The 22,519-nt window shown below is 69.0% G+C and carries 17 protein-coding genes; 10 read left to right on the forward strand and 7 right to left on the reverse strand.

The annotated features are described in order from the left end of the window. Positions 1-37 precede the first annotated feature (37 nt). Entirely contained in the window at positions 38-2,251 is a 2,214-nt protein-coding gene (glgB, locus tag F788_RS0105870; protein WP_019589572.1) for a 1,4-alpha-glucan branching protein GlgB, read from the forward strand. A gap of 41 nt (positions 2,252-2,292) precedes the next feature. Here glgB and F788_RS0105875 read toward each other — a convergent pair whose 3' ends face one another. Genes F788_RS0105875 through F788_RS0105890 form a run of 4 tightly spaced genes read right to left on the reverse strand, consistent with a single transcriptional unit; the run spans position 2,293 to position 5,851 of the window. Then, positions 2,293-3,744, reverse strand: coding sequence for an FAD-dependent oxidoreductase (locus F788_RS0105875; protein WP_019589573.1), 1,452 nt, complete (start codon positions 3,742-3,744; stop codon positions 2,293-2,295). After that, positions 3,744-4,127, reverse strand: a complete 384-nt coding sequence (locus F788_RS0105880; RefSeq protein ID WP_019022334.1) for a DUF302 domain-containing protein — start codon at positions 4,125-4,127, stop codon at positions 3,744-3,746. The genes F788_RS0105875 and F788_RS0105880 overlap by 1 nt, the downstream gene beginning before the upstream one ends. 21 nt (positions 4,128-4,148) lie before the next feature. Continuing rightward, positions 4,149-5,285 (reverse strand): acyl-CoA dehydrogenase family protein, encoded by a 1,137-nt coding sequence (locus tag F788_RS0105885; protein WP_019589574.1) that lies wholly within the window; start codon positions 5,283-5,285, stop codon positions 4,149-4,151. 17 nt (positions 5,286-5,302) lie between these two features. Then, positions 5,303-5,851, reverse strand: coding sequence for an OsmC family protein (locus tag F788_RS0105890; RefSeq protein WP_019589575.1), 549 nt, complete (start codon positions 5,849-5,851; stop codon positions 5,303-5,305). A 452-nt stretch (positions 5,852-6,303) separates the two neighbouring features. Here F788_RS0105890 and F788_RS0105895 point away from each other — a divergent pair, with 452 nt between their 5' ends. The 6 genes from F788_RS0105895 (at position 6,304) to F788_RS0105920 (ending at position 14,421) form a co-directional block, all read left to right on the forward strand. Continuing rightward, positions 6,304-7,155 (forward strand): ABC transporter ATP-binding protein, encoded by an 852-nt coding sequence (locus tag F788_RS0105895; RefSeq protein WP_019589576.1) that lies wholly within the window; start codon positions 6,304-6,306, stop codon positions 7,153-7,155. 36 nt (positions 7,156-7,191) lie between these two features. Next, positions 7,192-8,475 carry an ABC transporter substrate-binding protein gene (locus tag F788_RS0105900; protein ID WP_019589577.1) on the forward strand — a complete coding sequence of 428 codons (1,284 nt, stop codon included), beginning with the start codon at positions 7,192-7,194 and terminating at the stop codon, positions 8,473-8,475. A 20-nt stretch (positions 8,476-8,495) separates the two neighbouring features. Continuing rightward, the gene (locus F788_RS0105905; RefSeq protein WP_231372034.1) at positions 8,496-9,311 is read left to right on the forward strand and encodes an ABC transporter permease; all 816 of its coding nucleotides are present in this window, start codon (positions 8,496-8,498) and stop codon (positions 9,309-9,311) included. Between the two features lie 213 nt (positions 9,312-9,524). After that, a complete protein-coding gene (locus tag F788_RS0105910; protein ID WP_019589579.1) occupies positions 9,525-11,183 on the forward strand; it encodes a sigma-54-dependent Fis family transcriptional regulator in 1,659 nt (552 codons plus the stop codon). A gap of 183 nt (positions 11,184-11,366) precedes the next feature. Beyond that, positions 11,367-11,813, forward strand: a complete 447-nt coding sequence (gene cynS, locus F788_RS0105915) for a cyanase (RefSeq protein WP_018947655.1) — start codon at positions 11,367-11,369, stop codon at positions 11,811-11,813. Between the two features lie 178 nt (positions 11,814-11,991). Then, the gene (locus tag F788_RS0105920; protein WP_019589580.1) at positions 11,992-14,421 is read left to right on the forward strand and encodes an EAL domain-containing protein; all 2,430 of its coding nucleotides are present in this window, start codon (positions 11,992-11,994) and stop codon (positions 14,419-14,421) included. A gap of 42 nt (positions 14,422-14,463) precedes the next feature. Here the strand turns inward: F788_RS0105920 and amrS are convergent, their stop codons facing one another. Beyond that, on the reverse strand, positions 14,464-15,576 hold the full coding sequence (amrS, locus tag F788_RS0105925; protein WP_019589581.1) for an AmmeMemoRadiSam system radical SAM enzyme: 1,113 nt from the start codon (positions 15,574-15,576) through the stop codon (positions 14,464-14,466). Between the two features lie 66 nt (positions 15,577-15,642). On the opposite strand from amrS, the gene amrB reads away from it, so the two are divergent. Together amrB and amrA are read left to right on the forward strand one after the other, a co-directional pair. Further along, positions 15,643-16,446, forward strand: a complete 804-nt coding sequence (gene amrB / locus F788_RS0105930) for an AmmeMemoRadiSam system protein B (RefSeq protein ID WP_019589582.1) — start codon at positions 15,643-15,645, stop codon at positions 16,444-16,446. Next, positions 16,443-17,039 carry an AmmeMemoRadiSam system protein A gene (amrA, locus tag F788_RS0105935; protein ID WP_019022320.1) on the forward strand — a complete coding sequence of 199 codons (597 nt, stop codon included), beginning with the start codon at positions 16,443-16,445 and terminating at the stop codon, positions 17,037-17,039. The genes amrB and amrA overlap by 4 nt, the downstream gene beginning before the upstream one ends. Here the strand turns inward: amrA and F788_RS0105940 are convergent. Both F788_RS0105940 and F788_RS0105945 read right to left on the reverse strand, forming a co-directional pair. Continuing rightward, positions 16,988-20,146 (reverse strand): efflux RND transporter permease subunit, encoded by a 3,159-nt coding sequence (locus tag F788_RS0105940; protein WP_019589583.1) that lies wholly within the window; start codon positions 20,144-20,146, stop codon positions 16,988-16,990. The genes amrA and F788_RS0105940 overlap by 52 nt on opposite strands. Further along, entirely contained in the window at positions 20,143-21,210 is a 1,068-nt protein-coding gene (locus tag F788_RS0105945; protein ID WP_019589584.1) for an efflux RND transporter periplasmic adaptor subunit, read from the reverse strand. The genes F788_RS0105940 and F788_RS0105945 overlap by 4 nt, the downstream gene beginning before the upstream one ends. Before the next feature lie 133 nt (positions 21,211-21,343). Between F788_RS0105945 and F788_RS0105950 the strand changes: the two genes are divergently transcribed. Then, complete coding sequence (locus tag F788_RS0105950) at positions 21,344-22,489, forward strand: GGDEF domain-containing protein (RefSeq protein ID WP_019589585.1); 1,146 nt, start codon at positions 21,344-21,346, stop codon at positions 22,487-22,489. Positions 22,490-22,519: the final 30 nt, after the last annotated feature.

Raw genomic sequence — 22,519 nt, forward strand, 5'->3', positions numbered from 1 at the left:
GACCGGCCCCACTCTACGTGAAGCGGATGCATCGAGTATGACAACTGACCGGAACAATTGCATTACGGAAGTCGCGGATGAAATCCGGCGTCTGGCACAGGCCCGTCTGCACGACGCGCATGCGGTCCTGGGGGCCCACGCCCTCAATCGCCAGACCACCTGCTATCGCGCCTGGTTCCCGCAGGCCGACGAGGTCTGGCTGGTTCCGGAACCCGACGCACCCCCGGAGCCCATGGACACCACCGACACCCCGGGGCTGTTCGTATGGAAGGGCGCCTCGCGCAAGCTGGCGGAGCATCCGGAGCTGCGCTGGCGCCCGTCCGGACACAAGGAGATCGTCAGCGTCATCGACCCGTGGAGCTTCGCCCCGAACATCCCGGATTTCGACCGCCACCTGTTCGGCGAGGGCCGCCACTGGCACGCCCACCGCATGTTCGGCGCGCACTGCGAAAACCGGGACGGGATCGACGGCGTGCGTTTTGCCGTATGGGCGCCGGCGGCCGAGCGGGTCAGCGTGGTCGGCGACTTCAACCACTGGGACGGGCGCTGCCACCCGATGACCGTGCACGGTTCCAGCGGCATCTGGGAGCTGTTCATTCCCGGGGTGGGTCCGGAGACCCTGTACAAGTACGAGATCCGCAACCGCGACACCGGCGAGCTGCGTCTGAAGTCCGACCCCTATGCGGCCGCCTACCAGGTGCGCCCGGAGACCGCCTCGCGGGTCATCCCGGAGAGCGGTTACGCGTGGAACGACCGCGAATGGATGGACAATCGCGACCCCGAAGCCTGGAAGCACCGGCCGATGAGCGTCTACGAGGTCCATCTGGGATCCTGGCAGCGCAGCCCCGACGGCGACTGGCCGAACTACGCCGAACTGGCCGAACGCCTGGTGCCTTACGCCCGCGACATGGGGTTCACCCACCTCGAGCTGCTGCCGGTCACCGAGCACCCGTTCGACGGCTCCTGGGGCTATCAGTCCACCGGCTTCTTCGCGCCCACCTCGCGCTTCGGCGACCCGGACGACTTCCGCCGCTTCGTCGATACCGCCCACCAGGCCGGTCTGGGGGTGATCCTCGACTGGGTGCCCGGCCATTTCCCGCGCGACGACTTCGCCCTCGCCCGCTTCGACGGCACCGCCCTGTACGAGCACGAGGACCCGCGTCTGGGCGAGCACCGCGAATGGGGCACGCTGATCTTCAACTACGGCCGCCCGGAGGTGCGCAACTTCCTGCTGTCATCGGCGCTGTGCTGGATCGAGGACTTCCACCTCGACGGCCTGCGGGTGGACGCGGTCGCTTCCATGCTCTATCTCGACTACAACCGCGAGGATCACGAGTGGATCCCCAACATCCACGGCGGCAACGAGAACCTGGAGGCCATCGAGTTCCTGCGCGACGTCAACGAGACCGTGCAGACCGGCCACCCCGGCGTGGTAATGATCGCCGAGGAATCCACCGCCTGGCCCGGCGTGAGCCGGCCGCCGTCGATGGGCGGGCTGGGCTTCACCATGAAGTGGAACATGGGCTGGATGCACGACACCCTGACGTATTTCGGCATGGATCCGGTCTACCGGCGTTACCACCACAGTCAGCTCACTTTCGCGCAGATCTACGCCTATTCGGAGAACTTCGTGCTGCCCTTCTCGCACGACGAGGTCGTGCACGGCAAGCGCAGCCTGCGCGGACGCATGCCCGGCAACGAGTGGGAACAGCACGCCAACATGCGCCTGCTGTACGCCTGGCAGTGGCTGTACCCGGGCAAGAAGCTGCTGTTCATGGGTCAGGAGTTCGGCCAGGGCACCGAGTGGTCGGAAGCCGGAGAACTGGACTGGTACGTGCTGCAGTACCCGCTGCATCAGGGCCTGCAACAGCTGGTGAAGGACCTCAACGGGGTGTATCGCGAGCAGCCCGCGCTGCACGGCCGCGAGTTCGAGCCCGATGGCTTCGCCTGGTTGAATGCCGACGACGCCGACAATTCGGTGCTCAGCTTCGTGCGCCGTGACGTGGAGGGCCACGAACGCGTGGTCATCCTCAACCTGACGCCGGTGGAACGCAGCGCCTACCCGATCCCGAGCCCGCGTTCCGGGACCTGGCGGGTGATGCTGAACACCGACTCGGAGTTCTACGGCGGCGCCTCGCGCGGCCCGCTGCAATGCGAGGCCACGACCGAGGCGTTTCACGGCCAGCCGGCCACCCTCCACGTGGACCTGCCGCCGCTGACCGCACTGCTGCTGGAGCCAACCGGAGGCTGAAGCCCCGGGCGGCGCCGCCGGGGCCCGGGCAGAGGCGTCCGTCAGGACGCCATCCGCGCGCGAACCTCCGGCTGCGTCACCGGTTCGCCCAGCCGGGCCTCCATCGGCCCGGCCTCGCGGGTCAGGGCCCCGGACAGGGCGAAACCCGCCAGGCGGCCGTCGGCATGGAACTCCATCCGGCGGCCGTCGGCATCGCCCTCCACGGACACCCACGCACCCGCGGCGGCATCCGCGACCGATGGCGGGCAGACCTGCATCGGCAGGCTGGTGGTCTTGACCTGCACGGTGCCGGCGTCCGGTGCATAGCGCGCCGTTCCCCCGGCCAGGCGATCGGCGATCACTTCCGCCTGGGCCCGCAGCGTACCCACGTAGGGGCGCAGGACGCCGTCATATTCGGCACAGTCCCCGAGGGCGCGGATCGCGGGATCGGAGGTCGCCAGCGTTGCGTCCACCCGGATGCCGCGCCCGCAGTCCAGGCCGGCCCCGGCAGCCACGTCGATGTTCGGCTGCAAACCGAGGGCGGTAATCACGACGTCCGCCTCCAGGGTCTCGCCACCGGCCAGTGTCAGCCGGGACGCCACGGGACCTTCGCCCGCCGCCGGCAAGGCCTCCAGACAAGCCACCGAGGTCCCGGTGTACAGGGCGACCCCGCGCTGCGCCAGTGCAGCCGCCAGGTCATCTCCCAGCTCGGGCGGCGCGAGCCGCGCCAGCGGGCGCTCGGCCATCTCGATCAGATCCACCGAATAGCCGCCGGCCGCCAGATCATCGGCCAGTTCGCTGCCGACCAGCCCCGCGCCCACGATGGCCACGCGGGCCCCGGGTTGCAGTTCCGCACGCAGCACGCGGTAGTCATCCAGGGTGTTCACCACCCGCGGCGGGGATCCGTCGCCCGGAATGTCGAGCCGTATCGGGCTCGCGCCGGTCGCCAGCACCAGATCGCCGTAGGGAATGCCGCCGCGCGGGGTGATCAGGCGCCGGCGTTCACGATCGATGTCCAGCAGGCGCACGTGCGGCAGCAGCTCGACGCCCAGGCGCGCGGCTCGCGCCACGCCGGATTCCTCCATCAGGTCGTCCGGGTCCACACCGCGCGCACAGGCCGTGGAGATCCGCGGTTTGGTGTAATAATCGCCGCGATCCCCGGTCACCAGCCGAATACTGCGCTCCGGGTCGCGGGCGCGCAGTTCCTCGGCCATTGCCCAGCCGGCCATGCCGCCGCCGACGACCACCACCGCATCCGGGTCGTCCGCCAGCGGGGTGCGCCAGGCCTGCGCCGCTTGTGCCTCGACCGGGTCCTCGGCACGCGGCTGCAGGCGGTCGAAGTCGGCCTTGGTGACGTTGCAGTCCGGGCAGTACCAGTCGTCCGGGATGTCCTCGAACCGGGTCCCCGGTGGCAGGCCCGAGTCCGGGTCGCCCTTCGCCTCGTCGTAGATGTAGCCGCACACGCGGCAGATGTAGCGTCGATATTCGGTTTGGGTTTCGGCTTCAGCAGACATCACGCAACCTCCGGTAGACCGGCGACAATCGCCTCGAACAGCGGGTCCAGCTCCGCGCCCAGCGCATCCAGCTCGGCGCTGCCCCAGGGGGCGAACACCTCCGACGGACGCCGCGCCGTTACATGCAGCTGCTCGCCGTCGCTCCAGACATGGATGCGCAGGGGGATGTCGATACCCGCGGGCTTGCAGGCCTCCCACACGCGCAGGGCATAGCGTGGATGAAAGACCTCGAGGATACGGTCGACCGGGACCTCGGCCCCGATCATCGCGGCATTGGCCTGGCCGTTGATTTCTCCGGCCACGCGCAGTCCCTGCGCCTCCACGGCCTCCTTCAGGGCGGCCACGGCCGCTTCGGCATCGAGTTTGGTGGTGGTTTCCAGCATGATGTCTCCTCCGGGCGCCGGTCAGTGGGCGTGGATACGCGCCAGCTCCTTGCGCAGGTGCTTGATGGCGGGGGTAACGATGGCCACGAAATAGGATTCGCGCAGCTTGCGCTGGGCGGCCGCGCTGGACAGGTAACCGCGCGCCCCGCTGTGCAGCAGCGCCGACTGCGAGGCCCGCAGCGCCAGCTCCGAACCGGTCAGACGCATCTGCAGCACGTCGGCAAAGAACGCGTCGCTGGTGTCGAAGGGATCGCGGGCCAGGGCATAGGTCGCCTGGCGTGCGTCTTCCAGGACCTCCTCCAGCTCGCCCGCCTGGTCATCGAGGTAACCGTTCACGTGCGACAGGGTCTCGTTGGCCTCGTGCATGGTGTTGATGCAGCCCTCGATCAGGCCCAGGCCCATGCCCATCTGCAGCAGCACGAAACCGGGACGGATGCGCTGGATGTACTCCGGCAGGGGATCGGCCAGCACGTGCTCGTCGGGCACGAACACCCGGTCGAAATGGCAGCCGAAGGTGCGCGAACCCTCCAGAGCGATGAACTCGGGGCACGGGGTCAGGCTGAAGCCGGGGTCGGCGCAGTTGATGACCGCCATCAGCGGACGCGGGTTATCATCCGTGGTACGGAAGATCGCACCGAAGTAGTGATCGTCGCCCAGATTGGACACCCACGGCAGCGCCCCGGACACCACGTAGCCGCCCTCCACACGCTCGGCCGAGAGCTTGAGCTCCTCGATGCTGGCGAACCATTTCATCGGGTTGGACAGCGCGGTGGCGCCGAACGCCTCGCCGCCGGCCAGCTTCGGCAGGACCTCGCGCTTGAGCGTGGAGGAATCGCTGTTCTCCACGTACCAGGCGCAGGCGTTCTGGCACCAGGCAACGAATCCGGTGGTCATGCATTCGGCGGAGATCACCTCCTCGGCGCGGATCGCGGACACCAGGTCCGTGGCCCCCGCGGGGTTCTGACTGGCCAGATGGGCATTGAAGGCACCCAGCTGACCCGCCTGATGCAGGAATTCCTCGGGGTAAAGGCCGTCACGGTCGATGCGGACGGTGAGCGGGGCAAGCTGCCCCGCCACCAGGTCCCGCAGCCCGTCCTCGGCGTACACCGGTGCGGAGACCGGCGCCACCCCCGTTGCTTGTTCACGGGTCTCGAGCATTACGGGTCTCCTCGGCCTCAGGCCTTTTCCACGGCCAGGTTGACCGGGTTGCGCATGGTGTTGGCGACCGGCGACCAGAAGTCGGCGTGCGCCACCAGTTCCTGCAGCTCTTCCTCGCTGGCGTCGCCCTCGAGGTCGACCTTCACGCGGATGTCGGTGAAGCCCAGGCGCTTGGACTTGTCGGTATCGCCCACGCCCCAGACCGCGGTCACGTTGATGTCGCCCTCCAGGGACAGCTCCAGCTTGGTGAGGGTGATGCCGCGATCGATGGCATTGGCGTGCATCCCCACCGACAGGCAGGCCCCCAGGCTGGCCAGCGCGGCCTCGGAGGGGTTGGGGGCGGTGTCGTCGCCCAGCAGATGCGGGGGCTCGTCGATCACGTGGGCATCGAGGTCACGCACGTAGGTCAGGTTGCGGAACTTGCCCTCGCACACGGTGCGCGCCTTGAGGGTCACGACACTGTCGGGGTTGGACTTGCCCTTGTCGGCGAGCTTGTTCAGCCCGTCCTGGTCAATGGGATCCAGGGCATTCATGGAAATCGTGGTGGTGGCTTCTGCGGTCGACATGATCAGGTCTCCTGACGGTTGTTTGGTCAATGCCCGAACCTTTGTGGCCGGGTCGCCAGTCCCGTTGCAGAAGCCGTGCCATGTTGCCCCCGATGGCGCCATGCCGCGATTCCCGGCCGATCGGCAGTCCATCCGGGGAGATCACCCCGACCCGCAGGCGGACAAAGCGGACAGTTTGTCCGCGCTTTGCACCAACATTGTCGACACAATGCCCCGTTGCACCACGACGAAACGTCGGCCACCGCCACCCGGCGTCACCGCCCGTGCCGGCTCGTGCCCCCGCCCGGTCCCCGCTGATCCGCGTCCTGCAGCCGTTTCACCCCCTCCGGAGCCACCCCCGTTTCGCGCCCGGTCCGCCGCCGTTCTGCATCTGGCACGCCTCTTGTAAGGGTTCCTGTGAGCGCGCCGTGAGAACCACGGCCCACCAACGTTCCCGGAAGAGGAGCACCGCCATGGGCGCAGCCATCTCCATCGACTACATTACGCATCACTATCCGAAACAGACGGACCCGACGCTCCAGGACATCGAGCTGACCGTCAGCCCCGGCGAGACCATCGCCCTGATCGGGCAGAGCGGCTGCGGGAAATCCACCCTGCTGCACATGCTCGCGGGCCTGCTGATCCCCAGCGAGGGCGCGGTACGCATCAACGGCCACCAGGTCATCAAGCCCAGCCCGCGCTGGAACATGATGTTCCAGAAACCCTCGCTCTACCCGTGGATGACCGTGCGCCGCAACGCCTCCCTCGGCCTGATCTTCCAGGGCCGTCAGGAAGGCATGAACAAGCGCGTCGACGCCCTGCTGGAGACGGTGGGCCTGGCCGAAAAGGCCGAGGTCAACGTGCAGTCGCTGTCCGGTGGCCAGCAGCAGCGCGTGGCCCTGGCGCGCAGTCTGGCCACCGACCCGGAACTCCTGCTGCTGGACGAGCCGTTTTCCGCCCTGGATGCGTTCACCAAGACCGAGCTGCAGGACGAGGTCGTGCGGCTGTCGCGGGATCGCGGCATCACCGTGGTGTTCGTGACCCATGACATCGAAGAGGCCGTCGCCATGGCCGATCGCGTCATCGTGATGGGTTCCAATCCGGGCACGCTGCAGCACCAGCTCAAGGTGGACCTGCCGCATCCGCGCGACCGCACCAGCCCCGGATTCACCGAACTGAAGGCCGAGCTGATGGAGTTCTTTGGCGCGACGCGTCACCCGGCCTCGCGCCCCGACCCGACCGATGACACGTCGTCATCCGCCGAAGCCGACGATTCCGCCGGGTCCGGATCCGCCCCCGCCCGTCGCGCGATTCGCGCGGCCTGAACCGTCCCTAGCCCGTTACCCGAGAGGAACCTCACCATGTGCAACTGTGACAACCACCACCACATCGACGCGGAACTCGACCGCATCCTTGGCGGCAGCCTGTCCCGCCGCACCTTCCTGCGCTCGGCGGCGGCCGGCTCGCTGGTCGCCGGCGCCGGCCTGACCGCCCCGGGTTCGCTGCTCGCCCAGCAGCCCGAGCTGGGTGGCGTCGACCCCGAAGTGGACGACTTCGACGGCGTCGTGCGCATCGGTTACATCCCCATCACCGATGCCGCGGCCCTGCTGGTCGCGCATTCCGAGGGCTATTTCGAGGACGAAGGCCTGGAGGTGGCCGAACCGCAGCTGATCCGCGGCTGGTCGCCGCTGATCGAATCCTTCGCGGCCAACCGCTTCAACCTGGTCCACCTGCTCAAGCCGATCCCGCTGTGGATGCGCTACCAGAACGACTTCCCGGCCAAGATCATGTCCTGGGCCCACACCAACGGGTCGGCGGTGGTCACCGGCCGCCACGTGGAGGTCAACGACTTCGCCGACATGGGTGGCATGAGCGTGGCCGTGCCCTACTGGTACTCCATGCACAACGTGGTCATGCAGATGGCCCTGCGTGACGCCGGCCTGAAGCCGGTGATCAAGGATCAGGGGGACGATCTGGCCCCGGACGAGGTCAACCTGATGCTGATGCCGCCGCCGGACATGCCGCCGGCCCTGGCCGCGCGCTCGATCGACGCCTTCATCGTCGCCGAGCCCTTCAACGCCGCCGGCGAGATGCTGGCCCACGGCAACCTGCTGCGCTTCACCGGCGACATCTGGAAGAACCACCCCTGCTGCGTGGTGTGCATGAACGAGACGCTCACCGATCGCCAGCCCGAATGGACGCAGAAGACCATGAACGCGGTGGTTCGCGCCCAGGGCCACATCCAGGACAACAAGAAGGAGATCGCCCACCTGCTGTCGCGCGACGGCAAGGGCTACCTGCCGATGCCGTCCGGGGTGGTCGAACGTGCGATGACCAACTACGCCGACGACAGTACCTACATCGACTCCGGCGCGATCCGCCATGCCGACTGGGCTAACGGCCGCATCGACTTCTCCCCGTGGCCCTACCCCTCGGCGACGAAGATGCTGGTGGGCGCGATGAACGAGACCCTGGTCGGCGGCGACACCACCTTCCTGCAGGGCCTGGATCCGCAGGAAGTGGCCGATGATCTGGTCAATTACGAGTTCGTCGAGAAGGCCATGGAGAAATACACCGCCTGGCACAACGCACCCGGCGTGGACATGGATTCGCCGTTTGCCCGCGAGGAGATCGTACAGCTATGAACCGCGACGTCACATTCGACATGCCGGCCACCCCCGGGGAGTGGGGGTGGGCCTCCCTGCGTTCCCTGAACCACCTGCGCCGGCGGCTGCAGTACCCGCTGCTCGGCATCGCCGGGTTGCTGGCCCTGTGGTGGTGGGGCGGCTGGGCCATCGCCAACAACCCCGACACCATGGCCTTCGCCAGCTTCGCCCCCGGGCCCACGCTGACCGCCTTCTGGGACATCGTGAGTTCCGGACAGGTGTGGTCGCCGATCGAGTCCAGCCTGCACCGGGTCGGATTCGGCCTGCTCTACGCGATCCTGATCGGGGTCCCGCTGGGGGTGATGATCGGGTACTTCAACGTGCTGCGCGAAACCACCCACGTGCCGTTCCAGTTCCTGCGCATGATCTCGCCCCTGGCGTGGATGCCGATCGCGGTGCTGGCCTTCGCCACCTGGGATGCGGCGATCATCTTCCTGATCGCCATCGCCGCGGTCTGGCCCATCACCTACGCCACCGCGCACGGCGTGCAGCGCATCGATCCGATGTGGCTGAAGGTGGGCAACAACCTGGGCGCCAACCCCTACCACACCCTGCGCTACATCGTGATGCCCGCGATCGCCCAGGACGTGTTCGCCGGCATCCGCCTGGCGGTGGGTGTGGCCTGGATCGTGCTGGTCCCAGCCGAATACCTGGGGGTGACCTCGGGCCTCGGCTACGCCATCAACGATGCCCGCGACACGCTCGAGTACGACAAACTGGCGGCCTTCGTACTGGTGATCGGCCTGATCGGCTACATGCTGGACGCCATCTGCGTGCGCCTGATCCGGCGCAGCAGCTACCACGCCGAAAGCTGAGCCGCCCCCTCACTCCCTCCGTCTGCCCGGCCGTGCACGGCCGGGCCTTTTTTGTCCACGGCCCGCGGGATGCACTGCACCCTTCGGGCGCGTACCGGAACCGAGCGCACCATCGCGGTGCAAAATCCGTCGCCAGGTTCCTCCCGAATCCGCTCCGTGCCCCGCCACGGCCCGGTCCGCGGCGCTGGCAGGGTTTCTGCATGTCCACCGGGCATGAACGACACCGCCACCGAAGACCGCACCGACCAGGCGACCCGCGAGCAGGAGATCACCCTGCTGCTGGAGGTCGCCCGGCTGATGGGCCGCTCGCGCGACCCCGACGCCGCCATCTACCGCATCCTCGGCATGATGTCCCAGCTGCTGGGCCTCAACCGCGGCCGGGTCCTGCTGCCCGACCCGGACAGCGGACAGCTGAAGATCCGGCATGCCTACGGCCTGACCGACGCCGAACGCGAGCGCGGCAGCTACTCGCTGGGCGAGGGCGTGACCGGCCGGGTGATGAAGACCGGACAGATCGCGCTGATCCAGGACATCGACAACGAGCCGGAATACCTCGCCCGGGCGGTCGACCGCTCCACCCTGCCGCAGGAGACCGTGGCATATATCGGGGTCCCCATCGTGCAGGACGAACAGCCGATCGGCGTACTCGGGGTCCACCGGCTGCGCCGCCGGTCGCGCCAGTTCCAGGACGATCTCAACGTGCTGCGCGTTGTCGCCTCCATGATTGGCCAGGTCCTGCGCATCAACCAGCTGATCGCCGAACGCACGGCCGAACTGGTCTCGGAAAACCGCTACCTCAAGAGCGCCCTCGACACCCAGGGGGCGAAATACGGGATCCTCGGCGAGAGCCCCGCCCTGCGCAGCGTCCTCAAGCAGGTCCACCGCATCGCCGATACCCAGGCCACGGTGCTGATCACCGGCGACTCCGGCACCGGCAAGGAGAAGATCGCACGCATGATCCACCGGATCAGCCAGCGCAACGCGCGACCGTTCATCTCCCTGAACTGTGCCGCGATCCCGGCCGACCTGCTGGAATCGGAACTGTTCGGCCACGAGAAAGGGGCCTTCACGGGGGCCTCCAGCGCCAAGACCGGCAAGATCGCCCTGGCCGACGGCGGCACCCTGTTCCTCGACGAGATCGGCGACATGCCGGAGGCGCTGCAGTCCAAGATCCTGCGCGTGTTGCAGGAACGGGTCGTGCAGCCGATCGGGGGATCGCGCGACATCCCGGTGGACGTGCGCGTGGTCGCCGCCACCCACAAGGACCTGCAGAAAGCGGTCAATGCCGGGGAATTCCGGCTCGATCTGTTCTACCGCCTGAACGTAATCCCGCTGCACATGCCCGCGCTGCGCGATCGCGCCAGCGACATTCGCCTGCTCGCACGGCACTTTCTCGACCGTTACACCCACGTCCATGGCTGGAACGTGGTCCTGGACGACGGGGTGATGGAGCGTCTGGAAACCTTCGACTGGCCGGGCAACATCCGCCAGCTGGAGAACGTGCTGGAACGCGCGGTGCTGCTCTCCAGCGAGGGCCGCATCGGCACCGCCCTGATCGACGAGATCCTGCACGAGGAATCGCGCATCAGCCCCGGACTGCACGCCACCGGCCCTGCCGGTTCCCCGCAACCCGACACCGCACCGTCCCCGGACACCGCGGCCTTTCCCGGCGCGCAGGGCAACGAGGCGCACTCCGACGGGGCGGCCGGCCCCGGCATCGTCCGCCCCTACCGCCGCGTGCACGCCTCCGAGGCCGACCAGCTGCGGGACGCCATCGAACGCAGCGGCGGCAACAAGACCCGCGCCGCCATGGACCTGGGCCTCACCCCGCGCCAGCTGCGCTACCGCCTGAAGAAACTGGGACTGGCCTGAGACCCCGGTGCGGACATTGTCGACACTTTGTCCGCACCGGGAGCGGACAAAGTGTCCGCCTCACCCGACCCGTGCTGCCGTACGGCCGTCCCGGAGCGGATCCGGTGAACGGCGTCCAGCTGGCACGGGATCTGCAGAGCATTGGGTGGCAACACTGATCCGACACCAACCGGGAGGCCATCCATGACCCTCAGCAAGACCGAAATGACCGCCACCATCCTCGAAGCCAAGGAGAGCCGGTCCGCGACCTGGGCCGGCATCGCCGAGGCCACCGGCCTGCACGAGGTCTACGTGACCTCGGCCTGCTACGGCATGAACCACCTCGACGCCGAGGCCGCCGACCGGCTCACCGCGTTCCTCGATCTCGGGCCCGACGTGTCGAAGGCCCTGCAGGCCTTCCCGCACAAGCACTGGGACAAGACCATCCCCACCGACCCGGTGATCTACCGCTTCTACGAGGCGATCAACGTGTACGGTGACACCATGAAGGCGCTGATCCACGAGAAGTTCGGCGACGGCATCATGAGCGCCATCGACTTCACCATGGACATCGACAAGGTCGAGGATCCGAAGGGCGATCGGGTGAAGATCACCTGGAACGGCAAGTTCCTGCCCTACAAGAGCTGGTGAACACCGGCCACTCGCCCCCTTGCCCGCCCGTGGTCATGGCACGGGCGGGGCTCTGGCGGCCTTTCCTCCCTGCCCTCCCTGCATTTCCCTGCCCCTCGCGGGAACGAAAGGTTCCCGAATCAAACCGTTGTCTGCACGAACGAGCATCCACCGCCCGGTTCGTAGTAGGCTGACCGGCATGCAATGGCTGCCCCGCACCCTCGTCCTGGCCGTGATGCTGCTCCCGTCCCTCCCGGGCGCGGTCGCCGGCGCTCCGGATGGGGCCACGACGGTGGACATCGGTGTGCTCGCGGTGCGCGAGGCAAGTGCAGCCGAGGCCCGCTGGCAACCGACCGCGGACTACCTGACCGAACGCCTTGGCGAGGATTTCGACGCCCGCTTCCGCATGCGGGCGATGAACTTCCCCGAGCTGGAAGACGCGGTTGCGGGGGAAGAGATCGATTTCGTTCTCACCAATACCGGGCACTACGTCCAGCTGGAATACGCCCACGGCATCAGCCGCCTGACCACACTGATCGCGTCACACGAAGGCGAACCGGTCCGGCTGTTCGGCGGCGTCATCTTCACGCGCGCCGACCGCGACGACATCACCGCGCTGGAGGACATCGCCGGCCAGCACCTGTTTGCGGTACAGGAGGGCTCGCTGGGTGGCTGGCATGCCGGGCACGAGGCCCTGCTGGATGCCGGCGTGGATCCGCGCGAGGATCTCGCCGAACTGACTTTCACCGACATGCCGCATGACCGCGTGGTCGAGGCCGTGCTCGACGGCCGCGCGGACGCCGGCACGGTCCGCACCGGCGTGCTCGACCGCATGGCCGGGGCCGGGGCGTTCGAACCCGGCGAGCTGCGGGTGCTGGAACCGCGCGACACTCCCGGCTTTCCGTTCGAGCACACCACCCGCCTGTTCCCGGAATGGCCGTTCTCGCGCATGGAACATGCCGACGAAGCCCTGGCCAACGCGGTAACCGTGGCCCTGCTGGAGATGCCGGAGGGTCACCCGGCAAGCGGGGCCGGCGAATATCTCGGCTGGGCCGCGCCCCTGTCCTACGCCCCGGCGCATGACCTGCTGGAACGTCTGGGCGCCCCGCCCTACGAACGCAACCCGGCCCTGGACCCGCTGCTCTACTGGCGCGAGAACCCGGCGGTCACCATCGCCTTGCTGCTGGGGCTGCTGGCGCTGATGGCCGCGGCGACCATGCGCTACCACCGGATCAACCGCGACCTCGGGCGCGAGGTGCAGCAGCGCCGCGAGGCCGAGACCCGCCTGCGCCGGCACGAGGCGGAGCTGGCGCATCGCGCCAGCCACGACCCGCTGACCGACCTGCCCAACCGGGTGCTGCTGACCCAGCGCATGCGTTCGGCGATCAACACCAGTGCCGAAGATGGCGGGCGGGTCGCGATCCTGTTCCTGGACCTCGACCGTTTCAAGACCATCAACGACAGCCTCGGCCACCAGGTCGGCGACGAACTCCTGAAGATCCTCGCCGACCGGCTCAAGGATCGGGTACGGGCCAACACCATCGCCCGCCTGGGCGGCGACGAGTTCATCGTCCTGCTGGACGATGTCGAATCGCTGGAGGCCCTCGAGGAGCGGGCCCGGGAGATCCTGGCGGTGATCGCCGAGCCCTTCGCGGTGGGCGGGTGGCGCTCGCTGCAGGTCGGAGGCTCGCTGGGGATCACCCTGTTCCCCGATAACGGCGGGTCGCCCGAGGCCCTGATCACCCAGGCGGACGCGGCCATGTACCGCGCCAAGGCCCAGGGCCGCAACACCTACAGCTTCTACAGCGAGGACCTCACCGCCGCCGCCAGCGAGCGCCTGGAGACCGAAAATCATCTGCGCGAGGCCCTGAAGAACGGCCATCTCGAGGTGTTCTACCAGCCGCAGATCGACCTGCGCGAACGCCGCGTGTCCGGGGTCGAGGCGCTGGTACGCTGGCGCGACCCGGACAAGGGGCTGATCTCGCCCGGGCGCTTCATCCCGGTGGCCGAGGAAACCGGCCTGATCAGCCCGCTGGGCGAGTTCGTCCTGCGCGAGGCCTGCCGCCAGGTGGTGGAATGGGACCGGCAGGGCCTGCCGGAGCTGTCGCTGGCGGTGAACCTCTCGGCCCACCAGATGAACGACCCGGCACTGGTCGCGCGCGTGCGCGAGGTGCTGGATTCCACCGGGATGGACCCCGGGCGTCTGGTGCTGGAGATGACCGAAACCACCCTGATCCAGGCCGAGGGCTCGCGCGAGGTCCTGCTGCAGCTCAAGGGCCTGGGCGTGGCGCTGGCCATCGACGACTTCGGCACCGGGTATTCCTCGCTGGCCTACCTCAAGCGCTTCAACATCGACTGGCTCAAGATCGACCGGGCCTTCGTCCAGGATCTGCCGCACGACCCCAACGATGCCGAACTGACCGTGACCATCATCAACATGGCCCACAACCTGGGGCTGGAAGTGCAGGCGGAAGGGGTCGAGACCGAAGACCAGCGCAGCTTCCTCAAGACCCGCTACTGCGACGCCTGGCAGGGTTTTCTGTGCAGCCCGCCGGTCCCGGCGGAGGAACTGCCGCAGCTGCTGGAAGACTGCGAGGGCGGGGTGGCCGCCGCCGGCGTCCCGCGCTGAGGGAATCGCCGAGGGACTCGCCGGGGCGCAGGCCGGCGCCGGTCAGCGGGCAAAATCCGCCAGATGCACCGGCTGGCGACGCGGCCCCCAGTCCCCCGGCCGCGCCTCGAACACCCCGGCAACGGCCGCCCCGCAGGCATTGCAGCAGCCATCGGCGGTGAGGTTCCAGTCCGACAGCCGGTACCAGTCGCGACCGATCAACCGCCGGCCACAGGACGGACACCAGGTGCTCTGGCCCTCGCGGTCGTGCACGTTCCCCGTATACACGTGATGCAGCCCCCGCTCGCGAGCGATGTTGCGCGCCCGTTGCAGGGTCTCCGGCGGCGTGCGCGGGTAGTCGGTCATGCGGAAGTCGGGGTGGAACGCGGTGAAGTGCATGGGCACGTCCGGACCCAGGTGCTGATACACCCAGTCGGCCATCGCCACGATCTCGGGATCGCTGTCGTTCTCTCCGGGGATCAGCAGGGTGGTGATCTCGGTCCACACATCGGTCTCGTGCACCAGCCACTCCAGGGTATCCAGCACCGGCTGCAGATGCGCCCCGGTCAGGCGGTGGTAGAAGCGCTCGGTAAACGCCTTGAGATCCACGTTGGCCGCATCCATCGCGGAGAAGAACTCGCCGCGCGCGGCCTCGGTGATGTAGCCCGCGGTGACCGCCACCGTGCGGATCCCGCGCGCACGGCAGGCCGCCGCCACGTCGATCGCGTATTCGTGGAAGATGACCGGGTCGTTGTAGGTGAACGCCACCGAGCGGCATTCCAGCTCCTCGGCCGCCCGCGCGATGGTCTCCGGATCCGCCCGGTCGGCGAGGGTATCGACCTCGCGCGACTTGCTGATGTCCCAGTTCTGGCAGAACTTGCAGGCCAGGTTGCAGCCGGCGGTCCCGAACGACAGCACCGGTGTCCCCGGCAGGAAATGGTTCAACGGCTTCTTCTCGATCGGATCCACGCAATAACCGGAAGAGCGGCCGTAGCTGGTCAGCACGACCTCGTCGTCCAGCCGGGCACGCACGAAACAGGCGCCGCGCTGCCCTTCCTTCAGCTTGCAGAAACGCGGACACAGGTCGCACTGCACACGGCCGTCGTCGAGGGCGTGCCAGTAGCGCGTGGACACCGTGAAGGCGTCGTGCTGCGGAGTGTCGGTCGTAGGGCTCATACTCTTGAATGTGGCCCCCGAGGTCCCACAATTCAAGCCATGAGTCCCGATATTGTGGAGCCCGACATGTCCGCCACCGCCGCCATCCGCGAACCCGCCGTCGCCGGGCGCTTCTACCCCGCCGATGCCGCCACCCTGCGGCAGATGGTGGAGGGCTTTCTCGCCGAGGTGGCGTCGCCGGAGGCAGATGCCCCGGCGCCCCGGGCGATCGTCGCCCCGCATGCCGGTTTCCCGTTCTCCGGGCCGGTCGCGGCGGCAGCCTACGCCCGGGTGCGTCCGCTGGCCGGCCGCATCCGGCGGGTGGTCCTGCTCGGGCCCTCGCACCGCGTGCCTTTTCGCGGAATCGCCACCACCGACAGCGCGTACTACCGCAGCCCGCTGGGCGACATCCCCGTGGACCGCGAGGCCGTGGATGCCCTCGCCGGTCTGCCCGGCGTGCAGTGCCTGGACGCCGCCCACGGCCCGGAGCACAGCCTGGAGGCCCAGCTGCCGTTCCTGCAGGTGGCCCTCGAGGACTTCCGCCTGGTCCCGCCGGTCGTCGGCGATGCGTCCCCGGACCAGGTCGAGGCGGTGCTCGACCGGCTGTGGGACGACCCGGAGACCCTGGTGGTGGTGAGCTCGGACCTGTCGCATTTCCACGACGAGGCCACCGCGCAGCGCCTGGATGCGGCGACCCAGCAGGTCATCGAGCGCATGGATGACACCGCGCTGGGGCCGGAAGACGCCTGCGGCTGCCGCCCGCTGGCCGGACTGCTGCGGGCCGCGCGACGCCGCGGACTGGGCATTACCACCCTCGACCGGCGCACCTCGGCGGATACCGCCGGCCCGCGCGACCAGGTGGTGGGTTACGGCGCCTGGGCCCTGCAATGACGGTCCCGTTCGAACCCGATACTCCGGCGCGTGAACGGCTGACCGGACTGGCCCGCGACGCCATCCGCCACGCCGCCGGTGACGGCCCCGCGCCCGAGCTCCTCGCGAAGGCGGAACCCGCGCCCCTGAATGCCCCCGGGGCCAGCTTCGTGACCCTCAAGTGCGGGGGCGAACTGCGTGGCTGCATCGGCTCGCTGGAGGCGCGCCGTCCGCTGGCGGAAGACGTGCTGCACAACGCAGTCGCCGCGGCCACCCGCGACCCGCGCTTCCCGCCACTAACCGCGCCCGAACTGGCAGGACTGGAGTACTCGGTGACCCTGCTGGGGCCGTCCGAGCCACTGGAGGCCACCAGTCGCCACACCCTGCTGGACCGGCTGCGCCCGCGCGAGGACGGGCTGATCCTGCAGGCGGGGCCGCGGCGCGCCACCTTCCTCCCGGCGGTCTGGGAATCCCTGCCCGATGCGGAGGCCTTCGTCGACGCCCTGCTGCGCAAGGCCGGCTTGCCGCGCCATCCGTGGCCCGAGGGCCTGCAGGCCTGGCGCTACGGCTCGCTGGAGTTCCCCGGACGCATGGATACGCGCAATGACTCATAGCGCCCGCGCATGCGATCCAGCAGCACCAGCATCGCCGGGGTGAACAGCAGGGTCAGCGGGGTCGCGAACAGCAGCCCGCCGGCGATCGCCGTTGCCAGCTGGATCCAGAAGCCCGTCACCGGTGCACCGATGTAGAAATCCCGGCCGGCGAAATCCACGGTCCAGGCCAGCACCATCGGCAGCAGGCCGAGGATGGTGGTGATCGCGGTCAAAAGTACCGGCCGCATGCGCTGCGCCGCCGCCCGCAGGGCCGCCTCGTGCGCCGTCAGGCCGCGACCGCGCTGTTCGTTGTAGTTGTCGATCAGCACGATGTTGTTGTTGACCACGATCCCCGCCAGCGCCAGCACGCCGATCCCGCTCATCACGATGCCGAACGGCTCACCCCGCGCCAGCAGCGCCAGCAGAACTCCCGCGGTGGAGAACACGATCGCCGACATCACCAGCAGCGCCTGGGAGAACCGGTTGAACTGGGTGACCATCATCGCCAGCATCAGGAACAGCGACATCGCGAAGGCCCCCAGCAGGAAGCGCGCGGCCTCCTCCTGCTCCTCGGCCTCGCCGCGGAACCGGATTTCCACCGCGTCATCCAGCTCGAGGGTGTCCAGCCGTGCCTGCAGCGCGCGCACCCGTTCGTCCACCAGGTAACCGGGCGCGGCATCCGCCTCGATGGTGTAGGCGCGCTGGCCGTCGAGGCGCTTGATCAGCCCGGTGGCCGGGACCGGCACCAGCTCGGCGAAATTCGCCAGCGGCACCAGCCCGCCCGGCGCCGGCAGGTTGAGATTGGCGAGCTGCTGCAGGTGGCGCTGCTCGGCCGGCAGCCGCAGGCGGATGTCCACCTCCTCGTCGGTGAAATCGGGGCGCCAGCTCCCCAGCAGGATCCCGTCGGTCAGCAGCTGCACGCCGTCGCCCAGCAGCGGCACGTCCACACCGAAACGCGCCGCCTGCTCGCGGTCGAAGCGCACCTCCAGCTCCACCCCGGGCAGCGGCAGGTCGTCGCCGATGTCCTCGAAGCCCCCCAGATCGTCCATCTGCGCGCGGATCTCGCGAATCACCGGCGGGATGCGCCCGGGCTGCTCGCCGGAGGCGACGATGCGGATCGGCCGGCCCTCGCCCGGGCCGTGTTCCTGCGCCCGGAACTGCAGCCGCAGTCCGGGCAGATCCGCGGTGCGCTCGCGCAATTCGGCGATGACCGCCTCCGCCGGCGGGCGGGTGCGCCACTGGGTCAGCTCCAGCTGGATCACCCCGACCACGTCCTCCGGATAATCGCCCTGCAGGCGCGCGAGCTGGGTCCCGAGGGTGCGGGCATAGGCGTGTTTCACCTCGGGCGACGCCATCAGGCGGCCCTCCACCTGGCGCACCAGCGCGTCAGCCTCGCGCACCGAGAGATCGCCGCGGGCCTGCACCTGGACCTGGACGTTCTCCGGCTCGATCGACGGGAAGAACTCCACCCCGCGACCGAAACTCGCATAGGCGGCGTAGGCGAGGACCAGCAACCCGACCGTGGCCCCCAGGGTCAGCCCCGGCCGGTCCACCAGCGGCCGCAGCATACGGATGTAGCGGGCGGTGAAGCCATGCAGCTGGTCGAAGCGCCCTTCCTCGGCCGCGCGCACGAAACGCGTCTGTTCCGCGTTGATCGGATGCGACGGGCCGATCACCGAACCCAGCACCGGGATGAACACCAGCGCCATTGCCAGAGAGGCGATCAGGGTCACGATCACCGTCGCCGGCAGATAAACGATGAACTCGCCCACCATCCCCGGCCAGAACAGCATCGGCGCGAACACCGCCAGAGTGGTCGCGATGGCGGCCGTGATCGGCCAGGCCATGCGCTGGGCCGCGGCGCGGAAGGCCTCGACCCGCCCGCGCCCCTCGGCGATATAGCGGTCCGCCAGTTCCACGACCACCACCGCGCCGTCCACCAGCATCCCCACCACCAGGATCAGCGCGAACAGCACGACGATGTTGAGCGTGAAGCCCAGCAGATGAATGGCCAGGATCCCGCCGAGGAAGGCCCCGGGGATCGCCAGCCCCACCAGCAGCGCGGCGCGCGCGCCCATCATCACCAGGATCACCAGGGCCACGATCAGCACCGCGGTGATCACGTTGTTCTCCAGATCACCCAGCAGATCGGCGACGTCCTTCGCCTGATCCTGGGTATACGTCACCTCCAGCGAGTCGGGCCATTCGGCGCGCGAGGCCTCGATGGTCGCGCGCGCGGCCGCCACCACTTCGAGGATATTGGCGTCCGTCTGCTTGCGGATCTCCAGCGACACCGACGGCTGCCCGTCGATGCGGGTGAAGCCCTCCGGATCGCGATAACTGCGGCGCACCTCGGCCACGTCGCGCACGCGCACCACGGTGTCGTTCTCCACCCGTACCGCGGTGTCCAGCACGTCATCGATGTCGTCGATGGTGCCCGGCACCCGCAACGGGATGCGTCCCACCCCGGTGTCCACCGCGCCGGCGGCCACCAGCCGGTTATTGCGTTCGATCGCGCGACTCAGATCGCCGAAGGACAGCTCGTAGGTCTCCAGCACCAGCGGATCGACCAGCACCTCCATCTGCTCCTCGCGGTCGCCGCCGATGTCGGCCTCCAGCACGCCCGGCAGCGCCTCCACGCGGTCGCGCAGCTCGCGTGCCAGGCGCACCAGCGTGCGCTCCTCCAGCGGCCCCGAGAGATTCACCGTCACCACCGGAAACAGCGACAGGTCCACCTCGGACACCGACGGCTCCTCGGCCCCGTCCGGCAGCTCCGGACGAACCAGATCGACCTCCTCGCGCAGATCCGACAGAGCCTGGCGGTTGTCCCAGCCGGGTTCGAAATCGATGCGCAGCAGAGCGAAACCCTCGCCGGCCCAGGACTGCATCTCGTCCACCCCCGGAAGCCCCTGCAGCTCCCGCTCCAGCGGCTGCACCATCAGGCGTTCGGCATCCTCCGGCGAGATCCCCGGGTAGGGCACGGAAACGAAGAAGATCGGGATGTCGATCTCGGGAGCGGCCTCCTTCGGCGCCACCACCCAGGCCATGGACCCGGTGACCAGGATCAGCAGCAGGAACAGCAGGACCGTCCGGGCATGCGTCACCGCCCAGGCGATCAGCGCATTCACCGCTCGGTCTCCCCGGCCGCCTGCGGACGCACCCGCTCGCCCTCGGTCACGAAGCCCTGCCCCACAGTGATGACCCGGACCTCGTCCGGCAGACCGGTCACCCACACGCCCTCGGCCGCAGTCCGCACGACTTCCACCGGGTGGAAGACCACCCGATCGGCGTCGTCCACGGTCTTCACCCCGACGCGACCGTCATCGCCCAGGGACATGACCGCCGGCGACACGCGATGGGCGCGGACGATGTCGGTGGGGATCTCCACACCGGCGCTGAGGCCCGACGGCAGCGCACCATCGGGATTGGGGACCTCGACCTCGAGGCGGAAGGTGCGGGTGCCCGGCTCGGCCACGCGCGCGACGAAGCGCACCTCGCCCTCCGCGGTGCGCCCGTCGAGGAAGCGGATGCGCGCCGTCTGCCCGCGTTCGACCCGCCCGATCTGGTGCTGCGGCACCTGCACCACCGCCAGCAAAGGGTCGTTGTCGATGATCTCGGCCACCGGGTCACCGCGGCCGACGAAATCCCCCGGTTCCGCCAGCCGCTGATGCACGATACCTGCCAGCGGCGCGCGGATGCGCGTGTTGCGCAGATCCAGCTCGGCCGCCTCGCGCGCGGCACGCGCCGCCTCCAGCTCGGCCTCGCGCGCATCCAGCTCGGTGCGCGAGGCGTGCCCCTGCTGATGCAGACGACGGGTCGCCTCGAAGTCGCTCTCGGCGCCGCGTTCGCGCGCAATGGCCTGGCGACGCTGTGCCTCGCGGTCGTCGATGCGCAGACGGGCCAGCAGGTCCTCCGCTACCACCTCGGCCCCCCGTGTCACCGCCCATTCGGCCACCTGCCCGGCGGTCTCGGCGCGCACCCGCACCCGCTGGTCGGGTTCCACCTGTCCCTGCAGGACCAGGATCCGCTCCACCGGTTCGGCCGCCCGGGTTTCCACCGCCACCGCCATCGGCTGCGCCGCACGGGGCTCCGGCTCCGCCGGCGGCTCGCGGGTCAGCACACCCGAGGCGATCCAGGCCACCGCCAGGAGCACGATACCCCCGGCCGCGATCCACCGTCCGTATCCCGCCATCAAGGGTCACCTCTCGCCATGGCCCGCCCGCGTTCGAAATGTCACTATGACCCATCACTATAAACGGGGCGGCCGCCACCTGTCGGCCGGGACCCCGGCAACGGGCCCCGTGCCCGCACGCGACCGAAGCCCGATGACCGAACAACCGGACGAATCCAGCACCGAGATCCGCGAACTCCGGGCCCGCAAGCGCCTGGTGTATGCCCTGGTGCTTGTCGGCGGGATCACGATCACCCTTCTCAGCTGGTGGTTCCGCGGTCCCGACGATCCCTTCCTGACCCGGGTCTATCCGCCGTTCGCGGCTGCCCTCGCCGGGCTGCTGGTGGTGCTGTGGCGGCAATGGCTGACGCTGGAACACATCGAAGGGCTGATGGTACTGGTCGCCTCCGCGCTGATCCTCGGGCGGCTGGCCTGGCACATGCACTTCGCCGCCGGGATCGAGCAGCAACTGATGGTGCTGGTCGGCGGCCACTTCTGGGCCGTGGGACTGCTGGTCGCCGGCGCCTTCGTGATGCTCGACCGGCGCCGCGGGGTGATCGCCGGGCTCGCCATCCTCGGGATCTCGATCCTGCTGACGGTCACCGGGGTCCTGCGGGAATACATGGCAGCCGCCCCGCCCGCGGCCGAGACCCTGATGTACCTGGTGCGCGTACATGTGTTCCTCGGCCTGCTGCTGGCCCTGCTGGCCGGGGTCGCCGGGATGCGCGACCAGCTGCAGCGCGCCCTGCTGCGCGCCGAGATCCTGCACGACTGGGCGACCACTGATCCGCTCACCGGCCTGGCCAACCGCCGCGCCGCCGAGGCCGGTCTGGAACGCGAGATTGCTTATGCGCGCCGCTACGGGCAGCCAATGAGCGTGATCATCGCCGATCTCGACCATTTCAAGGACGTGAACGACACCCACGGCCATGCCCATGGCGATCGGGTGCTGCGCGAGGTCACCGCCCGGCTGCAGGCGCGCGTGCGCGACAGCGACCTGACCGCCCGCTGGGGCGGCGAGGAACTCCTGGTGATCGCCCCCGGCATCGACCTGCAGGAGGCCACGGCGCTGGCCGAGCGCTGCCGGCGGGCCCTGGCCGAGGAGCCCGTGGCGGGCCTCGGCATCACGGCCACCCTGGGCGTGGCCGAATTCACCCCGGAAGACGACCGCGAATCTCTCCTCGCCCGCGCCGACCGCCAGCTCTACGCCGGCAAGGCCGCGGGCCGCAATCGCGTCGTTCCCCCGCCCGACCCGCTACCGAGCCCGGACTCCGGCCCGACCCCGCGCACGACCACCTGAACACACCCCGCGAGCGGCTCATGCGGGACG

Origin of the sequence: Thioalkalivibrio sp. ALE10 (assembly GCF_000381385.1) — a bacterium.
In the GTDB taxonomy this organism is placed as follows: domain Bacteria; phylum Pseudomonadota; class Gammaproteobacteria; order Ectothiorhodospirales; family Ectothiorhodospiraceae; genus Thioalkalivibrio.

Bases quoted from the DNA above. Each gene is read 5' to 3' on its own strand.
- glgB (WP_019589572.1), top strand. From the start codon at position 38: ATGACAACTGACCGGAACAATTGCATTACGGAAGTCGCGGATGAAATC.
- F788_RS0105875 (WP_019589573.1), bottom strand. From the start codon at position 3,744: ATGTCTGCTGAAGCCGAAACCCAAACCGAATATCGACGCTACATCTGC.
- F788_RS0105880 (WP_019022334.1), bottom strand. From the start codon at position 4,127: ATGCTGGAAACCACCACCAAACTCGATGCCGAAGCGGCCGTGGCCGCC.
- F788_RS0105885 (WP_019589574.1), bottom strand. From the start codon at position 5,285: ATGCTCGAGACCCGTGAACAAGCAACGGGGGTGGCGCCGGTCTCCGCA.
- F788_RS0105890 (WP_019589575.1), bottom strand. From the start codon at position 5,851: ATGTCGACCGCAGAAGCCACCACCACGATTTCCATGAATGCCCTGGAT.
- F788_RS0105895 (WP_019589576.1), top strand. From the start codon at position 6,304: ATGGGCGCAGCCATCTCCATCGACTACATTACGCATCACTATCCGAAA.
- F788_RS0105900 (WP_019589577.1), top strand. From the start codon at position 7,192: ATGTGCAACTGTGACAACCACCACCACATCGACGCGGAACTCGACCGC.
- F788_RS0105905 (WP_231372034.1), top strand. From the start codon at position 8,496: ATGCCGGCCACCCCCGGGGAGTGGGGGTGGGCCTCCCTGCGTTCCCTG.
- F788_RS0105910 (WP_019589579.1), top strand. From the start codon at position 9,525: ATGAACGACACCGCCACCGAAGACCGCACCGACCAGGCGACCCGCGAG.
- cynS (WP_018947655.1), top strand. From the start codon at position 11,367: ATGACCCTCAGCAAGACCGAAATGACCGCCACCATCCTCGAAGCCAAG.
- F788_RS0105920 (WP_019589580.1), top strand. From the start codon at position 11,992: ATGCAATGGCTGCCCCGCACCCTCGTCCTGGCCGTGATGCTGCTCCCG.
- amrS (WP_019589581.1), bottom strand. From the start codon at position 15,576: ATGAGCCCTACGACCGACACTCCGCAGCACGACGCCTTCACGGTGTCC.
- amrB (WP_019589582.1), top strand. From the start codon at position 15,643: ATGTCCGCCACCGCCGCCATCCGCGAACCCGCCGTCGCCGGGCGCTTC.
- amrA (WP_019022320.1), top strand. From the start codon at position 16,443: ATGACGGTCCCGTTCGAACCCGATACTCCGGCGCGTGAACGGCTGACC.
- F788_RS0105945 (WP_019589584.1), bottom strand. From the start codon at position 21,210: ATGGCGGGATACGGACGGTGGATCGCGGCCGGGGGTATCGTGCTCCTG.
- F788_RS0105950 (WP_019589585.1), top strand. From the start codon at position 21,344: ATGACCGAACAACCGGACGAATCCAGCACCGAGATCCGCGAACTCCGG.